The organism is Parasutterella muris, from assembly GCF_009767915.1.
GTDB lineage: Bacteria > Pseudomonadota > Gammaproteobacteria > Burkholderiales > Burkholderiaceae_F > Parasutterella > Parasutterella muris.
Map to the genome: position 1 here is coordinate 67,102 of NZ_WSRP01000005.1, position 18,863 is coordinate 85,964.

Consider the following 18,863-nt stretch of genomic DNA (forward strand, 5'->3'; position numbering starts at 1 on the left):
TGTATAAGCGGCCTTAATAGGCCGTCTCGAATAGGCCCTTCCTCCGCGAAGGGCTTATTTATTTCTTTAATCGAATAAGGAAAGTGTTTCGCCTTTGCGCACGCGCTTTTTCTTAGCAGGTTTCTCCAGATCCCTTCGAATCCACTCACAAATCACCGCGCTGAGTTCGTTGAGTTCACGATCTGAGAGCTCCCTATTCTTTTCAATACCGTGCCACTTGAATAAGCAGCTTCGGCAGCAGCATCCGGTTGCGTGCTGGGCTGTAAAAACCGGGTGTCCTTTGTAAGGCGTCTGTTTGCCGTCGTTTTTCGGATGCGAAGCGCCAATGCGATTTTTTAAAATCTCATGCGCATGCTGATTGAGAAGCTCGGGGCTCCTCAGCTCAGCGAACACACGATCATCGCCTGTGAGGCGAAATTTGGAACGAAATTCGGATCGAGCCAGCGCTTCAAAAAGCGCGTCAAAGGTTTGGTACTTCAGTGTCATTCAAAGAGTCGGACGCTTAAAACCGGATCCAGACACTCCTGAACATAAGCAAGGAAACGCTCTTCGTCGCTCTTGCGCAGCGCTGCGGCGTCCTTCTGGGAGAGGATATACATCATCAGAAGACGCGCTTTTGCCGCCGTGGTTTCTCCGGCAAGCAGACAGCCCAAGTCCAGACACTCGGTCACGCTGCCGCAGTAGTCGCCCGAGTCAAGCACGCGGCCTGAGGCGGCGCGCGTCGCGATAACCACCAGCACGCCCTTTTTAAGGGCTTTTTTAATCGAGGGCATCATGCCGCCCGGAAGGTTTCCTCTTCCGAAGCCTTCAATAATGAGCGCATCCGCGCCCGCTTTCACGGCGGCGTCGACCATGAGGCCTGTGTCGCCCGTTTGCGCCTTAATGATCTCTACGGACGCACTCAAACGCTTCGGCGTCGGAAAATTAAGTCCCGTATCCAGTTCAAGGGCGCCCGCACGAAAGTAAACGCGGTCCTTGTCCGCATAGCCTACGGGACCCCAGCCCGGAGAGGAAAGCGCCGCCGCATTGATCGTATGCGAAATCTGAGCGCGGGAGGCCGCGTGAATTTCGCTATTCATGCAGATCACAACAGTCGGGATATCGCCCTTGCCGTCATGACAAGCCGTGCGTACCGAATCCAGAAGGTTTCTTCCGCCGTCATGGAACGGCACGTCGGAGAACATGGCCGAAGTAAAGACAATGGGCTTGGAATTGCTGTTTTGGAACTTATCCGAGAGTGAAATGCTGACAAAGTACGCGCTCTCCTCGATCGCATCCGGAGCCTGTGTTACTACGACCCCGGCGACATCCGGGTTGGAGAGCGCCTTCTGAATGCTCTTGGAGAGATCGAGCATCATCGCGGGCGTCGGAATATTGCCGCGGAAGCGGAATTGTTTCACCGTATCAAGATTGCAGTAGTCGCTGATTTCCGGAATTTCTTCCAAAAGCGACTGAGTAATCTCCTCTTCGCTCAGTTCACTCTTTTCCGTAAGACTTGGAAGAATTACGTCGCCCACCACAAAAAGGGAAACGGTCTTATCCTCCATGACATCGATATAGCCGTCATCGAGGACTTCAGAGGCCAAATCTTTTTCTTTATAAGGAACGACGTTTTTAGATGTTGTCTTTTCAGATTTGCTCATTTTTTTACGCTTCTTAGATTTAGAAGATTTGGCCACAATATCCTCGAAAGTTAGTAATTCCGTTTCGGCTTCAGGAGCTTTCCGGGGTTCAGAATCCCATGGGGATCCAGCGCCTCTTTGATTCTATCCATCAGTTCAATTTCAAGCGGAGCTTTGAACTGATAATTATGCTCGAGCTTGAGCATACCGATTCCGTGCTCCGCTGAAATCGAGCCCTCAAATTCGTTAACCGCAGTGTAAAGGATGTCGCGAATACCTTCCTCGTGGTGGTATGTCGCTTTCGGGTCCTCGGGGCTGACGAAATTAAAGTGCAGGTTTCCGTCTCCTAAATGACCGTAAATAGAGAGGCCGAGCCAGGGATAGGCTTCAAGGAGTCTTTGGCTTGTGATTTCAATGAATCCGGGAATCTTCGAAATCGGAAGACTGATATCGCTGTGAATGCTGCCGCCCGCGGTTCTGTCGGCAAGCGGAATCGATTCTCTGACGTGCCAGAAGACTTTAGAGTCGCCGATGGAGTTTGCGATCGCCGCATCCGAAATCAGTTCGCTCTCGAACGCGCTTTCCAGAATCGGCATCAGAACGCTCTCCTCGCCTTTCTGCTCGAGAGAAAGCTCTATCAGCACTTTCCATTTTGATTCGGAAAGCTGTGGCACTTCGATATCAGGAAGGTACTTGACCACGCGCTCGATCGGCGCGCTGCTGATAAGTTCAAACGCGGTCAGCGAGGATCCGGCGCTTGCATTGGCTTTAGCGAGCAGTTCAACCGCTTTTTCGGGAGAATCCAGACACACAAAGGCCGTTTCCTTTTCTTTGGGAATCGGAAACAGCTTCAAGACAACCTGCGTGATAATGCCGAGCGTGCCTTCGCTGCCCACAAATAAATCCTTGAGATCGTAGCCGGTATTGTCTTTACGCAGTCTTCTCAAGCCGTTGTAGATTCTGCCGTCGGCAAGAACCGCCTCGACGCCAAGAATCAGATCTCGTGTTGTGCCGTATCGGAGCACCGCGACGCCGCCCGCGTTGCAGGCCGCGCAGCCGCCGATGGTGGCGTTGCCTTCAGCGGCAAAGGAAAGCGGGAAAAATCGTCCGATGTTCTCTGCCGCTTCGTGCACTTCGGCGAGTGTCATACCCGCCTCTACGGTCATTGTGTCGGAGCTCGGATCGCTGTGCGTCACTTTTTTCATGCGCGTCATGGAAAGTATGATCTGCTTATCCGCTTCGCTCGTGATCGCGCCGCCCGTTAAGCTGGTATTGCCGCCCTGGGTCACGATCGGAAGGTCTAATTCCGCGCATATTTTGACGATCTCGGAGACTTCCTGAGTGCTGCCTGGACGAATAACCGCCAGGGGTTTGCAGACATAATGATCGGTAAAGTCATCTGAGTACGGACCAAAAAGCGACGGGTCATCGATAACATTGTTTGCGCCGACAACGGCTTCAAATCTTGCCTTGATAGCTGACTGCATATTGTTCTTTGATATTAGATTCAATTTTTGGGACTGAGCCCCAACCTTCTGTCGGCGTGTTGGCCGAATCAAAATAACACCCGGCGGCCAGCCGACGGCTTCAAAAATTCTAACATTTTTGACTTTTAATCTTTCTGCTCTGAAGCAGGATAACCGCACGCTTTCAGAAGATTAGACGGTAGAATCCGTTCATCTTAAAAAAACAGAATACAAAATCTTATGCAGTCTCTTTGGATGCTTGTGGCGGCGGTCTTTTTTTCGCTCTACGCCGTTTTCGTTAAATTCGCAGGACTTGAAGGCCTGGGTTCATGGGAGATCCTTCTTTTCAGATCCGCGTTTTGCGTCGTCGTTTTCTACAGCGTCATGAAATACACGGGTATTACCGTGACAACGCACCACCCCTGGCAGCATATTATTCGATCGCTTGCGGGAACAGTTGCGATTCTCTGCGGCATTTTTTCCGTTTCGCACCTCAATATCGGCTTGGCGATGACGCTTAACTACACCGCGCCTTTATTTATCGGCTGCTTTGTGCTTGTCTACGCGGCGCGAAATAAGATTCCGGTCAACTGGAAGCTGCTCAGCATGGTGCTTCTTGGATTTTCGGGTGTTGTGGTGCTTCTCAGCCCGACGATTTCTCCGTCAGAATATTTTTCGGCCGCTGTCGGTATTGGAGCCGGATTTTTTACCGCGGTGGCGACGAGTTTTGTAAAACGCCTGGGCGTTCTTCAGGAGCCGGAATCCCGCATTATTTTCTATTTGGTTTTTACCGGTTTTATCTGCGGTCTGGCCGGTACGCTTTTTACCGGCGGATTTCATGAATGGACCTCGACAGCGGCCTGTATGGTCGCAGGGCTCTGCATCTGCTCTGCTATGGGACAGTTCTGTCTGACTCGCGCCTTTTCAAGAGGCAATCTCGTGCTTTCGAGTTCGCTTCAGTACACCGTGATTCTCTTTTCCACAATCTTCGGAGAGGTGATTTTTAACGAGCCGATTCATCTGACGGCTGTTATCGGAATGCTGATGATCGTTGCGGCCGGTTTGTGCGCAAGCTACTTTGTTCGAGCGGAGATCCGCGAGAGAAGAAAGGCCTCTGAATAGGTTAAAAGCTCAGTATAACTACTTATAATATGTCGGTTAGTTGCAATTGATAAGGATTAAAAAATGAAAGCTTCAATTGTCAAAGGCGACGTTCTTGACCTCGCCTGCGGCGCATTAATCGTCGGTGTATTTAAAGACAGTCTGACACCGTCCGCTCAGGCGCTCGATAAAGCGAGCGGCGGCTTAGTGTCCAAATGGATGGAAAGCGGCGACATTCACGGCTGTGTCGGCAAGTGTGCCGAATTCTTTGGCTTCCCCGGCGCTAAGGCCGAGCGTGTGATTTTTGTCGGCCTGGGCAAAAAGGGCAAAGCTCGTGAGCTGCCGAGAATTCTGAAGCTCGGTCTGGAAAAAGCATATTTGGGCAAAGAAGTCGTCATTACCTGCTTGGAATGGCTTCCTGACGAAATCCCCGAGTGGATCGCTCAAACCGCTGGCCGTATTGCCTGCAATGCATTCGATCGTCCGAGAAACTACAAAACCAAAGACATCGATTGGAAGAAGCCCAAGAAAATTGAACTCTTTGTTCCGGACGGCAACGAAGATATCGAAACCGCTTTCCTTGAAGGCTTTACCGTCGGCGAAGGCGTTCGCAGAACCAAAGAATACGGCGATATGCCCGCCAACATCTGCACACCGAAGTTCATGGCTCAGGAATGCATGCAGCTCGGTGAAGAATTCGGTCTTGATGTTTCGGTCTATGACGAAAAAGCGCTGGAAAAGCTCGGTATGGGATGCCTTCTGGGTGTTGCCCGCGGCTCTCATCAGCCTGCCCGCATGGTCATCATGGAATACCACGGCGGCAAAAAAGGCGAAGCTCCGGTCGCTTTGATCGGCAAGGGCCTGACGTTTGACTCCGGCGGTATCTCGCTTAAACCCGGCAAAGGTATGGACGAAATGAAGTACGACATGTGCGGCGCAGCCTCCATGATCGGTGCGATCACGACCGCCGCAGAGCTGAAACTCAAGGTCAATATCGTTGCCGCGCTCGGCTTTACGGAAAATATGCCGGGCAGCGCCGCGACAAAACCGGGCGACATCCTCAAGAGCTATAGCGGTAAGACCGTCGAAATTCTGAATACGGACGCCGAAGGCCGCTTGGTGCTCTGTGACCTGCTCTCTTTTGTCAAAGACAAGTTCAAACCGAAGTGCATGGTTGACGCCGCGACCCTGACGGGCGCCTGCATTATCGCGCTCGGCAACGACATCTCCGGTCTCTTCGCCAACGACGAAGAAATGGCTGTGTCCATGCTGATGGCCGGCGACGCAAGTCTTGATCCCTGCTGGAGACTGCCTTTGGACATCAGCTTCACCAATTCGCTCAGAAGCAACTTCGCGGATCTCGCAAACATTAGCGACGGCCGCGGCGCGGGCTCCTCTACAGCAGCCGCGTTCCTTGAAGAATTCGTCGGCGATACGCCCTGGGCTCACCTGGATATCGCGGGCACTGCTTGGAAGAGCGGCAAGGAAAAGGGTGCCACAGGCCGCCCGGTTCCTTTGCTGATCAGCTTCCTTAAGGACCTCGATATCGAATAATCGAGGTTTAAAATGTCGGGACGGTTAACAGCCGTCCCTTCTTTTTTATACAAACGGATAATTAAATGGATCGATTTGAATGCGACTACGCCGAAGGCGCTCATCCCAAGATTATGGAAGCGCTGATGAAAACCAATTTCGAACAGTCTCCCGGATACTGCACGGACAGCCACTGTGCATTGGCCCGTAAGCTGATTCAGGAAGCCTGTTCCGACGAAGAAGCGCATGTGTATTTTGTGGCCGGCGGCACTCAGGCCAACGTTTGTGTGATTTCTGCCCTGCTTCGCTCTTTCCAGGGCTGCGTCTGTGTGGAAAGCGGACATATCAACGTCCACGAAGCCGGCGCGGTTGAAGCGACCGGTCATAAAGTTCTTGCGCTCAAAGGAGAAGACGGCAAACTGCAGGCTGAGACGCTCGATAGCTATCTGACTTCCTTCTGGGCCGATCTGAATACAGAACACATGGTTCAGCCGGGCATGGTTTACATTTCTTCTCCGACAGAAATCGGTACGGTTTACAGCAAGTCGGAACTCGAAGCCCTTTACCGTGTCTGTCAGAAATTTGCGATTCCGCTTTATCTGGACGGCGCCCGCATGTCTTACGGTCTGAACGCTGAAGGAAGCGACTTAACGCTCAAAGACATCGATCAGCTGACCGACGTGTTCTACATTGGCGGCACCAAAGTCGGCGCGCTTTTTGGTGAAGCGATTGTCTTTACCCGCGGAAACGGTTTGGACAGAAATTTCAGAACTGTTATTAAGCAGCACTGCGCGATGACAGCCAAGGGCAGACTGCTCGGTGTCCAGTTCGAAACCTTGTTTACCGGCGGTCTCTATAACGAAATCGGCGCGCATGCGGTAAAAGCCGCGATGCGTATTCGTGACGCGCTGAAGGCTAAAGGGTGCCGTGCTCTTGCGGATTCTCCTACCAATCAGCAGTTCTGGTATCTGCCGCGCGCCTACAGAGACGCCCTCCTTCCCGATTTCGCATTTGAATGCGAAGGAGATGTCGGTCAGGAGGAGTTTCTGGTTCGTTTCTGCACGAGCTGGGCGACGACCGACGAAAGTGTTGATCGTCTGATTAAAGCGATTGAAGCGCTCTAATCTTTTAAATACGGCACCACGTGCCGAGTCAGATGGGCCTTGAAACGGCGGAAATCTTCCTCAATCTGTGGATTTTTGTAAACGTCTAAAGAACAGAATGTAGGAAGTTTGCCGAGACCAAGGCCCATATATTCAAACTGTTTATGCCAGGGCCAAAGCAGCGCGTCCGCCCCAAGGCCCGAGAAAAATTCTTTCGGCTGCGTCAAGGCTCTTAAAGAGGCGTTCCAAGTGGTGCTCAGCATGTAGCGTTTTCCGCCGAGCGGTCCTCCTGAGCCGTAAAGACGCTCCGGGTGTTCTCGGCTTCTTCCGTCGCTGCCGCAGACAACGGGCTGCGTCATTACTTCGTCAACATATTTTTTTACGCGCCACGGCATCCCCATCGCCCATATAGGCGACTGCAGAAGAATGATATCCGCGTCCAGGATTTTTCGGCATTCCGCATCAATATCGCTGTACTCAGCCATAAGCGTCACTTCGACGCGAGCGCCCTCTTCGCTTAGAAGTGTTTTTGCCAAGTCGCAGAAACTTTGAGTTAAAGTGCCGCCGTGACCGAAATGCTTACAGGTGCCGTTCAGAATTAAAACGTTTTTCATGATTTTCTCCTTTGCATGAAATCCTATCGAAGAGCGCCTCAAAATCCTAATTCTTATTTTTTATCAATCTGATAACCCGCGGGCATAAGCGGCGCGGCAGATTATTTCCGAAAGCAAAAAAATACCCGCCCCGGAATCGTGTCATCCGGAGCGGGCTGCTCAATCAAACGAAATTATTCGTTGTCTTTCGTGCCGGTTAAAAGCGGCATGGAAGAAGTGTTGGATCCGATAAGACCCGCTTTGGAGTAAACAGACAGCTTGTTGCGTGTGTCGACGATGTCGAGGTTGCGCATAGTGAGCTGGCCGATACGGTCGGAAGCGGTGAACATCGAGTCGCCCTTCTCCATTGTGAGACGTTCCGGTTCGTATGTGAGGTTCGGCGAACGGGTGTCAAGGATGGAGTAGTCATTGCCGCGGCGCAGTTCAAGATCGACTTCGCCGGTGACGGCTCTGGCAACCCAGCGCTGAGCGGTTTCGCGAAGCATGATGGCCTGCGGGTCAAACCAGCGGCCCTGGTAAAGCAGACGGCCGAGTCTGAGACCGTTGATGCGCCACTGCTCAATCGTGTCTTCGTTGTGAATACCGGTCACAAGACGATCAAACGCGATGTGAAGAAGCGCCATTCCCGGGGCTTCATAGATGCCGCGGCTCTTTGCTTCAATAATACGGTTTTCAATCTGATCGCTCATGCCCAGACCGTGACGTCCGCCAATGCGGTTGGCTTCAAGCATGAGTTCAACCTTGTCATCAAACACTTTGCCGTTGAGCGCGACAGGGATGCCCTCTTCAAAGCGAACGGTCACTTTTTCGGGTTTGATGTCGCAGTCTTCACGCCAGAAAGGAACACCCATGATCGGGTCAACAATCTTGACGCTGCTGTCCAGATGTTCAAGATCCTTGGCTTCGTGTGTCGCGCCGAGCATGTTGGAGTCGGTCGAATAAGCTTTTTCCTTGCTCATCTTGTAGCCGAAGCCGTTGTCGGCAAGGAACTGGCTCATTTCTGCTCTGCCGCCGAGCTCGCTGATGAACTGAACGTCAAGCCAGGGCTTGTAGATCTTGAGCTCCGGATTGGCGATCAGACCGTAGCGGTAGAAGCGCTCAATGTCGTTTCCTTTGTAGGTGGAGCCGTCACCCCAGATGTTGACGCCGTCTTCTCTCATCGCGTTCACGAGCATTGTGCCGGTAACAGCGCGTCCGAGCGGTGTGGTGTTGTAGTAAGTCACGCCGCCGGTGGAAATGTGAAACGCGTTGCTCTGAATCGCAGCAATGCCTTCGGCAACGAGCTGCTCTCTGCAGTCCACGAGACGTGCGATAGAAGCGCCGAATTCCATGGCTCGGCGCGGAATTGCCTCATAATCATCCTCGTCGGGCTGACCGAGGTTGGCTGTGTAGGCGCACGGGAAAGCGCCCTTCTTTTTCATCCAAAGTAATGCAGAACTGGTATCAAGGCCGCCTGAGAAGGCGATGCCGACTTTCTCTCCCACCGGAAGAGATTTCAGGATGGTTTCCATGTCGTTTATCTCTCTATATATTGAGGCTGTTAAGTTAGCAATCGAGGATGCGGGACAAGTGACCGCAAATCTTCAACGAAGCATTATGACAAAACCCATACGGGGTTTACGCAACTTTGCACAGATTTTTTCTTCGCTTGGGGATTTTCATAATTTGAATATTCCCAATTGTGCGGGATTGCGCTAGCATGAAGAGAACATCAATAACCAAGGAGATTCACGCAAATGTGGGATTTACTGCTTAAAAACGCTCATGTCGTCGACCCTCTCAACCATGTCAATGAAGTCTGCGACGTCGCGATCGAAAACGGAAAAATCGCTGAGGTCGGTAAAGACCTTCAGGGCAAAGCCGAAGAAGTGATTGATTTCACAGGTCTTGTGCTTCAGCCCGGCATCATTGACTCACACGTGCATCTCGGCCGTATGTGGGGCTCGCCTTACGGTCCCAAGATGCTGGCGATGAACGGCGTGACGACAGCCCTTGATATGGCCGGTCCGCTCGAAGACGTGCTCGACAGCGTTCCCGAATACGGCGTCGGTATTAATATGGCGATCCTGCAGTTTGCTTCGCCTCCCTTCACATTCAAGACCAACGCGCCGAGCAAAGAAGAAATGGAAACTCTGATCGACAAGTCGCTCAAAGACGGAGCCCTTGGCGTGAAGCTGCTCGGCGGCCATTATCCGCTGAAGCCCGATGTTTCTTCCCTGCTCGTCAGAACCGCGCTCGAAAAACGCGCTTATGTGGCTTGGCACGCGGGCACGAGTGAACACGGCTCCAATATTGAGGGCATGATCGAAGCGGTCGCTATGGCTGACGGCTATCCCCTGCACCTTGCTCATATCAACGCTTACTGCCGCGGCGCGATTAAACCCTGCATGGAAGAAACCGCCATCGCGATCGATCTTCTGAAGAAAAATCCCAATATCTTCTGCGAAAGCTATGTTTCTCCGAAGAACGGCACGCGTCTCACCTGTGACGCCGAAGGCAAGATCCAGTCCAAGGTGACCGGCAACTGCCTGCGCCACTTCGGATTTAGCGAAGACAGAGACGGCGTCCGCAAGGCGCTGCTCGCGGGTAAAGCCTTCGTGGTGTTCGATGCGGGCGGATACTCCGATCTGATGACCGGTGAAAAAGCGCTCAAGATGTGGGAAGAAGCCGACTCCGATGTCGGCGGAAGCTTCAATATCAATCCTCCGCTGCCGCGCATTGAACTCGCACAGGCCAGACGCGATGACGGCTCCTTCGTCGTTGACGCGATCTCCACCGACGGCGGCTGCATCCCGAGAAACGTGATCCTGAGTCAGGGTCTCTCGCTCGTGAAACTCGACATTCTTACACTGCCGGAATTCGTGCAGAAGACTTCTCTGAACCCGGCCCGTATGCTTCGTCTTGAAAACAAGGGTCACCTCTCCGTCGGAGCCGACGCCGATATCACCGTCTACGATTACGCCACCCAGAAACCCATGGCGTCCTTCATTGAAGGCCGCAAGATTCTCTGGAACGGCGAACTCGTCTCCAAGGGCGCGACCGTCATCTGTACCAAACACGGTAAGGAAGCGATCGAGAAACGCGGCATGAAGGCGATCGTTGTTGATCCGGGCAAACAGATTGAAAGAATCCCTGCCCTTTAATTAACGATATGAAATCAAGCGGCCTCCTTCGGGAGGCCGTTTGCCGTTATTCGCTTTTAATCGGAATCGTTTTGCGTCCGGGCTTTTCCGGAGCTTCTCTAAAAACAGCCGCAATGTGCCGGAAAGAGAGAATCGGATGCCGAAGCATTAATCTCGGTCCGGAATACGCCATGATGACTTTGGCTTTCGTTTTAAAGTCTTTCCCGAAACAGTGAATTTTGCACTTCTTGCAGACGGGCTTTTTGTCGCCGTACGGACAGCAGGCAAGACGCTTGCGCGCATATTCGAAAAACGCCTGACACTCCTCGCAGAGCTCAGAATCCGTGCCGTGATGCGCATGACAGTAAATTTCGGTCATCAGCCGAATTGTCTTAACCTCATCGGCAATATATTTGTTCTGAAGCTGCTTTAAACGTTTTTCACTGAGATCAAGACTCATTTTCAATACCTCCGCCTTTCATTCTAACAACCAAGTGAAAGTCCTAGTCAGACTTACAATTAAAATAAGACTAACGATCAGCAGACAACTAGCCTAAAAACAAAAATGAAGACTAATAATTCTTCCGGTTATACCGCCTCACATTGGGGCATTTTTAAGCCTGTTTTAAATAAAGACGGCCGTATAGAAAAACTCGAGGCGTATAAGGAAGACCACAGACCTAGTCCGAACCTGAATAAAATTGCAGAGCTCCCCTACTGCGACAAACGCATCCGCTATCCGATGGTGCGTGAAAGTTATTTCCGTGAAGGCCCCGCTTCCAGAGAGAAACGAGGCTCTGATCGATGGGTTCGCGTCAGCTGGAATGACGCGCTGAGTCTTGTCGCCAAAGAAATGCGGCGTATCTATGATCACTACGGACCGAGCGCGATGTTCGGCCGATCCTACGGATGGATGTCCTGCGGCGAGGTCAATTCTGCGGTGACGCTCAACAGAAGACTTCTTAGGCTCTGCGGCGGTTTTGTCGAATGCGTCAACAGCTATTCCACCGCCGCCATCGCGCCCGTGCTTTCGTGCGTTTTCGGGGATTCCGATCCCCGCTGTTCCGATTGGGACGATATTCTTAACAATAGTCGGCGCGTTGTCTTATGGGGCTGCGACCCGCTGATTACAAATGATGTTGATTGGAGTACCACGCTTCATAACAGCTATCCTAAGTTTGAAGCGCTTAAAGCCTCCGGCATCAAAACCATCGTGGTGAATCCGCTTCGGACTCAGACCGGCGCTTATCTCGAAAGTGAATGGATCGCGCCCTTCCCGGGCACCGACTGCGCTTTGATGCTTGCGATGATTCATACACTGCACCAGAGCGGCCGGCTCGATACGGATTTCATTGAGCGCTGCACCGAGGGATTCAAGCCTTTTATGGCTTATGTGCTCGGCGAAAAAGACGGTGTCGTCAAATCCGCCGAATGGGCCGAAGCTAAGTGCGGCGTTTCTGCTCAAAGGATTCGAGAACTCGCGCATGAACTTCGCGACAATCGAACCATGATCATGATGGGCTGGGGACCGCAGCGCGCTCAGTTCGGAGAACAGCCGCCCCGAATGGCCGCGGCGCTTGCCTGCGCGCTCGGACATATCGGACTTCCGGGCGGAGGTTTCGGTACTCATTATCATTACTGCAGCGGCGGAAGCCTCTCCGGTATCGGCCCCTCCGTCAGAGGAATCGGTTCAAACGTCAAACCGGTTCTTCCGTATAAACACGACGGGGCCGGAACTCTTGTGATCCCCGTCGCGCGCTTTGCCGAGTGTTTCCTGAACCCCGGAGAAAGCTTTTACTACATGGATAAAAAGCGCACGTATCCGGAGATTCGTATGGTTATGTGGGCGGGCGGCAATCCGTTCTCGCATCAGCCGCAGACCAATCGTCTTGCCAAAGCCTGGAAAAAACCGGAAACGGTCGTTGTGACGGACTGCTTCTGGACGCCTACGGCACTTAACGCCGATATCGTTCTTCCGGCATGCACCTTCTTTGAAAGAAACGATATCACAGGCATCGGAACCTACACCAACGACGGCATCGTCTATATGAAAAAGGCGATCGAGCCGATGTATGAATCCAAGAGCGACTATGAGATCTATTCCCTGCTCGCCGCGAAGATGGGATGCGCCGATTCCTTTACCTGCGGACGCAGCGAAGAGGACTGGATTCGCGTGATTTATCAGGAAGCCGCTTACAGCAGGAGAGGTTTCGGCGTCACGCTTCCGGACTACGAAACCTTTAAGGCCGAAGGCGTTATCCTTTTTGATAAAAAGAAGAACGAAAAGCCTTATATCGCTTTTGAGGATTTCCGCAATGATCCTCAGGCTTATCCGCTCCCAACCCGGAGCGGCAAAATTGAGATCACGAATGAGGAGATTCAGGACTGTCATTACACTGATTGTCCTTCTTATCCGGTTTATCTTGAGCAGACGGAATTTGTGCGCGCGGAAGATAAAAAATATCCCTTTGCGCTCGTCAGCGCTAAAAGCGCGCATCGGCTGCACAGCCAGCTCGGCGGCTTAACTAAAGAGGGAGAAGCCGAGCCCGTCATGGTAAACGAAGAAAACGCGCGCGAAAAAGGCATCGTTTCGGGCGATACGGTTATCGTCAAAAATGACAGAGGCGCAATCCTTGCTAAAGCGCTCGTCACGGCCGATATCCGCAAAGATGTGATCTGCGTGCGGCACGGCGCCTGGTACGAACCCAAAGAAATCGACGGCAGATCGATTGATGTCGGGGGCTGCTCCAATACGCTGACGCCTGATATTCCGACGTCGCGATTTACCTGCGGCAATGTCGCTTCCTGCGGTTTGGCTGACGTTGAGAAGTATGTTCAGGCAGAACAGAAGGCTCAGAAAGAGCCGCTTTAAGACAATCGCGAATATTCGGTCACACACCGTGAGTCCTAAGAGGAGTAGTCTTTAGGCATATATCAAAAACACCATACAGCTAAGGAGCTCTCGGCTATGAGTACCGGAAGCAAATCTATCAATATGCTGAACGGATCGATATGGGACAAGATGATTGTCTTTGCGATTCCGCTTGCGCTCACGGGTGTCCTTCAGCAGCTTTACAACATGGCTGACGTTGCGGTCCTCGGGCACTTCGTATCCAACGAGGCGATGGCGGCTGTTGGGAACAATGTTCCGGTCAACGGCCTCATTATCAGCTTCTGTATGGGCTTGGCGCTGGGCTCTAATGTGGTCGTTGCCCGATGTCTCGGTATGAACGACACAATTCGGGCTTCTAAAGCCGTTCACACCTCTATTTTTATCGCGCTCGTATTTGGTCTTGTCGCCATGATCGCGGGGCTTGTCTTGTGCGATCAGATCATGAGCTGGATGGACGTACCCGAAAGTGTTGTTCATCATGCGTCCGTTTATCTTCGGGTGTACTTGCTCGGTATGCCTTTTATCGCGCTCTATAATTTTCTAGCAGCGATCTATCGGAGCAGCGGCGACACCAAAACGCCGCTTTGGGCTTTGTGCGCGGGTACGGTGTTCAACGTGCTCGGCAACTTATTTTTTGTTCTGGTTCTGGATTGGTCTATCGGCGGTGTGGCTTTAGCCACGGCACTCGCCAATGTGCTCGCCTCCTCTATTCTGTTTTTTAAACTGACGAGAAGCGACGGACCTCTGCATATTGAGCTTCACAGAATTTTTAAACCGGACGGTCAATCTGCCCGAATGATTGTCCGAATCGGCTGGCCGGCCGGTCTGCAGAGCTCCGTTTTTTCTCTTTCGAATTTAATTATCCAAAGCGCGATCAACAGCTTGGGGCCGGAAGTCATGGCGGCTTCTGTCGCGGCCTTCACGATTGAAATTAATGTCTACGGCTTTGTGAACGCGTTCGGTTTGGCGGCGACAACCTTTATCAGCCAAAACTACGGCGCCGGAAACGTCGATCGCTGCAAACGAATCACTTGGATCTCCATGGGGCTGAACATCGGTTTTACGCTGGTGCTCTCTATCTTGATCCTTGTGTTCGGACACACGCTGCTCGGTGTCTTTACCCAGAGCGAAGACATTATCGCGCTCGGTATGATTCGTCTGTGGTGGGTGGTCGTCCCGGAGCCGCTGAACGCCGTTATGGAGGTGTTCTCGGACGCGATGCGCGGTTACGGCTATTCGCTTGCGCCCGCAATTATTACCGTAATTGTCATTTGCTCTGTCCGAGTGATTTGGGTGTATACCGCTTTTGCCATGAAGCCGACCTACGAAGTGCTGATGATGGTGTACCCGCTCAGCTGGCTGATCACATCGATCGGACTGGGAATTTTGTATTTCTGGTTTGAGAAGAATCGTCTGCCAAAGTTAAAAGCCGAATAATCTCATTTAACCGCCAAAAACCCGCGCTGAAACGAAAAATCACGCGGGTTTACTCTTTTAGCGCGGAAAAAAGTGAGAAAATAACAGATTCCTATTTTTAATGAACAATGATCGAATAGCTATGAGCGAAACAAAAACGCAGGAACTTGCAAAGAGTTACGATCCCTCTTCGATTGAGGCTAAATGGTATCCCTACTGGGAAAAGAAAGGCTTTTTTAAGGCCGGTACAGATAAGAGCAAAAAGAGCTTCTCAATCCAGCTTCCTCCTCCCAATGTCACCGGTATTCTCCACATGGGACACGCCTTTAACCAGAGCGTGATGGATTCGCTTGTACGCTTCTACCGCATGGACGGCTATAACACGATGTGGATGCCGGGTACGGACCACGCCGGTATCGCCACACAGATCGTTGTCGAACGCCGTCTTGAAGGTCAGGGCAAATCCAGAAGAGATATGCCCCGCGAAGAATTTATCAAAGAAGTATGGGACTGGCAGAAACTCTCCGGAGGCACCATCCTCAAGCAGATGCGCAAACTCGGAGACTCCCTTGACTGGGACCGCCTCTACTTCACTATGAACGAAGATCTCTCGAAGACTGTGATCGACTGCTTCGTTGAACTTTATAACAAAGGCCTGATCTATCGCGGCCGCAGACTGGTCAACTGGGACCCGAAACTGCAGAGCTCGGTGTCCGACCTCGAGGTCGAGTCCGAGGAAAGCGACGGACATCTTTGGGAAATTCGTTATCCGGCAGTTGACGGCGGCGAAGGTGTTGTCGTTGCGACAACACGTCCGGAAACGCTCTTTGGCGACCAGGCGGTCGCTGTCAATCCGGAAGACGAACGCTATAAACATCTCGTTGGAAAGATGCTTCGTCTGCCGCTCACCGATCGCGAGATTCCGGTGATCGCCGATCCCTATGTAGATAAAGAATTCGGTTCGGGCTGCGTGAAAATCACGCCGGCGCATGACTTCAATGACTTTGAAGTCGGTAAACGCCATAACCTCGAACAGCTCAACATCCTGACCAAGACCGCCCACCTGAACGATAACGTTCCGGAGAAATACCGAGGACTTGACCGTTACGAAGCCCGTAAGCAGGCAGTCGCGGATCTGGAGGCTCAGGGCCTTCTCGTCGGCATTAAACCGCATAAGCATATGGTTCCGCGCGTGCCGCGTACCGGTGAAATCGTGGAGCCGATGCTCTCCGATCAGTGGTTCCTCGCGATGAGCGAACCCGCGCCCGAAGGCTGCCGCTTCCCTGGCAAGTCTCTTGCTGATCTGGGCCTTGAAGCGGTGGATGACAACCTCGTGAACATCTTCCCCGAACAGTGGCGAAAGGTTTACAAGGACTGGCTCTCCAATATTCAGGATTGGTGTCTTTCCCGTCAGCTCTGGTGGGGCCATCAGATTCCTGCCTGGTACGACGAAAACAGCAAGGTTTATGTCGCCCACGACGAAGCGGAAGCTCAGGCGATGGCGGGCGAAGGCGTCAAACTGACCAGAGATGAGGACGTGCTCGATACATGGTTCTCCTCCGGCCTTGTCCCCTTCTCGACGCTGCGCGGCGATCAGACTTCGCTGGACCTCTTCCTGCCTTCAAGCGTTCTCGTGACCGGCTACGACATCCTCTTCTTCTGGGTCGCCCGCATGATCATGCTGACCCGCTTCTTTACGGGCAAGGTTCCGTTTAAAGACGTTTATCTCCACGGCCTCGTGCGCGACGCCGAAGGTCAGAAGATGAGCAAATCCGAAGGCAACACCATTGACCCGATCGACTTGATCGACGGCGTGGATCTCGACCATCTGATTGAAAAGAGCGTGGTGGGTCTGCGTCGGCCGGAAAAAGCGCCGCAGGTTATCAATAAACTCAAGAAACATTATCCGAACGGCATCACCGAAATCGGTGCGGACGGTCTGCGCTTCACGATGGCCGCTTACGCGACCCTTGGCCGCAACATCAACTTTGATGTCAAACGCGCCGACGGTTACAGAAACTTCTGCAACAAGCTCTGGAATGCTTCCCGCTTCGTGCTGATGAACGTGGAAGGAAAAGACTGCGGACTCGAGAAAGACGCTGAACTGATTTACTCCGTACCCGATCTTTGGATCCGTTCCGAGTTTGAGCGCACGGTTAAAGAAGTCCGTCAGGGCTTCACGGATTACCGCCTCGACAATGCCGCCAACGCGATCTATTCCTTCATTTGGAATCAGTACTGCGACTGGTATCTTGAACTTGCGAAAGTCCAGCTCAACAGCGGAAATCCGGCTGTTGAACGCGCGACACGCCGCACGCTTGTGACCATCCTTGAAGGCGTGCTGCGTCTGACGCACCCGATCATGCCGTTCATTACCGAAGAACTTTGGCAGAAAGTCTCTCTGGTTGCCGGCGTCAGAAAGGAAGACGAAGAGACATCCGTGATGGTTCAGGCCTATCCGAAGTATGAGCCTGAAGCGATTGATGACGAAGCTGATAAGCAGATTGAAGAGCTCAAGGCAGTGATTGCCGCCGTGAGAAACCTGAGAAGCGAAATGCTTCTGCAGCCCTCGAAACGTGTTCCGCTCGCAATCAGCAGCCGCAGCGGCGAAGCCAGAGCCCGTATTGAAAAATCCACCGCATATCTGCAGGCGCTTTGCCGTCTTGAAGAAGTGATTTTCACGGAAGATCTGGAATCGGTTCGTCCAGCCGGATCCGCCGCTCCTGTCGCGGTCGTGGATGATTTCAGCCTGATGCTCATTATCAAGGTGGACGTCGCCGCTGAAAAAACGCGAATCGGCAAGGAAATCGCGAAACTCGAAGCTGAAATCCAGAAAGCGAACGTGAAACTCGCGAACGAGAAATTCGTCAGCAGAGCGCCCGCCGCCGTGATCGAACAGGAAAGACAGCGTTTGGCCGCAAACCAGGCTTTGTTAAAATCGAATCAGGAACAGCTTGCAAAACTTCCGAGCGAATAAATCTAACGCTTCCTTGGAGAACGAATGAAATATAAATTTTTATTGGCGCCGGCAGCACTTCTCTTAACCTCGGCTGCCGCAAACGCCGCGACATATTCCATCACGAACTTTGATGTCAGCGGTCTGAATCAGGACGTGATTGAGGACCGCCTTTCTATGGTCGGTCCCCTCTTTAACGGCTGGGACCGCACTTTCAAACAGGGCGATCCCTGGGTAACGGCTTACGGCTTCCACAACCGTATCGCGCACAACCAGAATAAAGACAAGGGCGCAGCGCTTTCGCTCGGCTATGACCATATCATCGCGGACAACTTCCGTATCGGTCTTGCGCTGAACGGCGGCAAGGGACAGGTTAAGCACGGGGATGTTGACGGTCACGGCTCTTCCACCTTCTACGGAGTTAATCTCTACTCCACATGGACAGGCAAGAAAGTCAACGTGATCGCCAATCTCGGCTATACCCACAGCAAGATCGACAGCAAGTTCAAATATGACGGCTTTGATCTTCCCTTAGGCGACGGCAAAGCGAAGTCCTGGAACGCCGGACTGCGTTTTGAGACGAGTTTCGTCGCGGGCGGCCTGAGCTTTGTTCCGTATTACTCGGTTCGCTTCACTCGTCTGCTGACAGACGACGTGTCTGTGGCTGGGGATCTTCTTGACGGACGGCTTGACGCCTCTTTCTCCGGCGCGAGTATTTGGCAGTTCCCGGTCGGCGTGAACGTCGGCTACGAATATGTATGTCCGGGCGGCTGGAAGAGCCGCAGCATGCTTGACTTTGCGGTGATTCCGACTGCGGGCGATAAGAAGATTACGACTAACCTCGGCGGATTCGCATCCGATACCGAGCGCTTTGCCAACTCTCTGCTCTTCCGAGGCAAAGTCGGTCTGCAGCTGAGCAAGGGACAGCATTCGTTCGGATTCCTGTACTCTGCGGGCGCTGCCGCGCACAGCAGCGTCAGTCAGAACGTGACTGTGAACTATCAGTTCATGTATTAATTTGGCTTGTCCGAAGCAAA

General features: G+C 52.5%; 14 protein-coding genes. 8 read left to right on the forward strand and 6 right to left on the reverse strand.

The window, feature by feature from the left end; all coding sequences use genetic code 11:
- Positions 1-66: 66 nt before the first annotated feature.
- Genes E5987_RS02560 through E5987_RS02570 form a run of 3 tightly spaced genes read right to left on the reverse strand, consistent with a single transcriptional unit; the run spans position 67 to position 3,109 of the window.
- Positions 67-486: a DUF4186 domain-containing protein gene (locus tag E5987_RS02560; RefSeq protein ID WP_160334519.1), complete on the reverse strand. Its 420-nt coding sequence runs from the start codon at positions 484-486 to the stop codon at positions 67-69.
- On the reverse strand, positions 483-1,643 hold the full coding sequence (locus E5987_RS02565) for an asparaginase (RefSeq protein WP_160334520.1): 1,161 nt from the start codon (positions 1,641-1,643) through the stop codon (positions 483-485). Before E5987_RS02565 ends, E5987_RS02560 begins: the two co-directional genes overlap by 4 nt.
- A gap of 50 nt (positions 1,644-1,693) precedes the next feature.
- On the reverse strand, positions 1,694-3,109 hold the full coding sequence (locus E5987_RS02570) for an FAD-binding oxidoreductase (protein WP_160334521.1): 1,416 nt from the start codon (positions 3,107-3,109) through the stop codon (positions 1,694-1,696).
- 219 nt (positions 3,110-3,328) lie between these two features.
- Here E5987_RS02570 and E5987_RS02575 point away from each other — a divergent pair, with 219 nt between their 5' ends.
- The 3 genes from E5987_RS02575 (at position 3,329) to E5987_RS02585 (ending at position 6,846) form a co-directional block, all read left to right on the forward strand.
- On the forward strand, positions 3,329-4,210 hold the full coding sequence (locus E5987_RS02575) for a DMT family transporter (protein WP_237178698.1): 882 nt from the start codon (positions 3,329-3,331) through the stop codon (positions 4,208-4,210).
- 63 nt (positions 4,211-4,273) lie between these two features.
- Positions 4,274-5,743, forward strand: coding sequence for a leucyl aminopeptidase (locus E5987_RS02580; protein ID WP_160334522.1), 1,470 nt, complete (start codon positions 4,274-4,276; stop codon positions 5,741-5,743).
- A gap of 65 nt (positions 5,744-5,808) precedes the next feature.
- Positions 5,809-6,846 carry a threonine aldolase family protein gene (locus tag E5987_RS02585; RefSeq protein WP_160334523.1) on the forward strand — a complete coding sequence of 346 codons (1,038 nt, stop codon included), beginning with the start codon at positions 5,809-5,811 and terminating at the stop codon, positions 6,844-6,846.
- Here the strand turns inward: E5987_RS02585 and E5987_RS02590 are convergent.
- Positions 6,843-7,439 (reverse strand): NAD(P)H-dependent oxidoreductase, encoded by a 597-nt coding sequence (locus E5987_RS02590; RefSeq protein WP_160334524.1) that lies wholly within the window; start codon positions 7,437-7,439, stop codon positions 6,843-6,845. The two genes, E5987_RS02585 and E5987_RS02590, sit on opposite strands and share 4 nt — an antisense overlap.
- A 173-nt stretch (positions 7,440-7,612) precedes the next feature.
- Positions 7,613-8,950, reverse strand: a complete 1,338-nt coding sequence (argG, locus tag E5987_RS02595; RefSeq protein ID WP_160334525.1) for an argininosuccinate synthase — start codon at positions 8,948-8,950, stop codon at positions 7,613-7,615.
- 225 nt (positions 8,951-9,175) lie between these two features.
- Here argG and E5987_RS02600 point away from each other — a divergent pair, with 225 nt between their 5' ends.
- Positions 9,176-10,582 (forward strand): amidohydrolase family protein, encoded by a 1,407-nt coding sequence (locus E5987_RS02600; protein WP_160334526.1) that lies wholly within the window; start codon positions 9,176-9,178, stop codon positions 10,580-10,582.
- Positions 10,583-10,628: 46 nt separating this feature from the next.
- Here E5987_RS02600 and E5987_RS02605 read toward each other — a convergent pair whose 3' ends face one another.
- A complete protein-coding gene (locus E5987_RS02605) occupies positions 10,629-11,021 on the reverse strand; it encodes a nitrous oxide-stimulated promoter family protein (RefSeq protein ID WP_160334527.1) in 393 nt (130 codons plus the stop codon).
- A gap of 105 nt (positions 11,022-11,126) precedes the next feature.
- Here E5987_RS02605 and E5987_RS02610 point away from each other — a divergent pair, with 105 nt between their 5' ends.
- From E5987_RS02610 to E5987_RS02625, 4 genes are all read left to right on the forward strand, one after another.
- Complete coding sequence (locus tag E5987_RS02610) at positions 11,127-13,433, forward strand: molybdopterin-dependent oxidoreductase (protein WP_160334528.1); 2,307 nt, start codon at positions 11,127-11,129, stop codon at positions 13,431-13,433.
- A gap of 96 nt (positions 13,434-13,529) precedes the next feature.
- A complete protein-coding gene (locus E5987_RS02615; protein ID WP_160334529.1) occupies positions 13,530-14,891 on the forward strand; it encodes an MATE family efflux transporter in 1,362 nt (453 codons plus the stop codon).
- 121 nt (positions 14,892-15,012) lie between these two features.
- On the forward strand, positions 15,013-17,847 hold the full coding sequence (locus E5987_RS02620; protein WP_160334530.1) for a valine--tRNA ligase: 2,835 nt from the start codon (positions 15,013-15,015) through the stop codon (positions 17,845-17,847).
- A 24-nt stretch (positions 17,848-17,871) separates the two neighbouring features.
- Positions 17,872-18,843 (forward strand): autotransporter outer membrane beta-barrel domain-containing protein, encoded by a 972-nt coding sequence (locus tag E5987_RS02625; protein WP_160334531.1) that lies wholly within the window; start codon positions 17,872-17,874, stop codon positions 18,841-18,843.
- Positions 18,844-18,863 lie beyond the last annotated feature (20 nt).

What these genes read in the sequence shown, in the direction of transcription:
- E5987_RS02560 (WP_160334519.1), bottom strand. Translation starts at nt 486, where the DNA reads ATGACACTGAAGTACCAAACCTTTGACGCGCTTTTTGAAGCGCTGGCT.
- E5987_RS02565 (WP_160334520.1), bottom strand. Translation starts at nt 1,643, where the DNA reads ATGAGCAAATCTGAAAAGACAACATCTAAAAACGTCGTTCCTTATAAA.
- E5987_RS02570 (WP_160334521.1), bottom strand. Translation starts at nt 3,109, where the DNA reads ATGCAGTCAGCTATCAAGGCAAGATTTGAAGCCGTTGTCGGCGCAAAC.
- E5987_RS02575 (WP_237178698.1), top strand. Translation starts at nt 3,329, where the DNA reads ATGCAGTCTCTTTGGATGCTTGTGGCGGCGGTCTTTTTTTCGCTCTAC.
- E5987_RS02580 (WP_160334522.1), top strand. Translation starts at nt 4,274, where the DNA reads ATGAAAGCTTCAATTGTCAAAGGCGACGTTCTTGACCTCGCCTGCGGC.
- E5987_RS02585 (WP_160334523.1), top strand. Translation starts at nt 5,809, where the DNA reads ATGGATCGATTTGAATGCGACTACGCCGAAGGCGCTCATCCCAAGATT.
- E5987_RS02590 (WP_160334524.1), bottom strand. Translation starts at nt 7,439, where the DNA reads ATGAAAAACGTTTTAATTCTGAACGGCACCTGTAAGCATTTCGGTCAC.
- argG (WP_160334525.1), bottom strand. Translation starts at nt 8,950, where the DNA reads ATGGAAACCATCCTGAAATCTCTTCCGGTGGGAGAGAAAGTCGGCATC.
- E5987_RS02600 (WP_160334526.1), top strand. Translation starts at nt 9,176, where the DNA reads ATGTGGGATTTACTGCTTAAAAACGCTCATGTCGTCGACCCTCTCAAC.
- E5987_RS02605 (WP_160334527.1), bottom strand. Translation starts at nt 11,021, where the DNA reads ATGAGTCTTGATCTCAGTGAAAAACGTTTAAAGCAGCTTCAGAACAAA.
- E5987_RS02610 (WP_160334528.1), top strand. Translation starts at nt 11,127, where the DNA reads ATGAAGACTAATAATTCTTCCGGTTATACCGCCTCACATTGGGGCATT.
- E5987_RS02615 (WP_160334529.1), top strand. Translation starts at nt 13,530, where the DNA reads ATGAGTACCGGAAGCAAATCTATCAATATGCTGAACGGATCGATATGG.
- E5987_RS02620 (WP_160334530.1), top strand. Translation starts at nt 15,013, where the DNA reads ATGAGCGAAACAAAAACGCAGGAACTTGCAAAGAGTTACGATCCCTCT.
- E5987_RS02625 (WP_160334531.1), top strand. Translation starts at nt 17,872, where the DNA reads ATGAAATATAAATTTTTATTGGCGCCGGCAGCACTTCTCTTAACCTCG.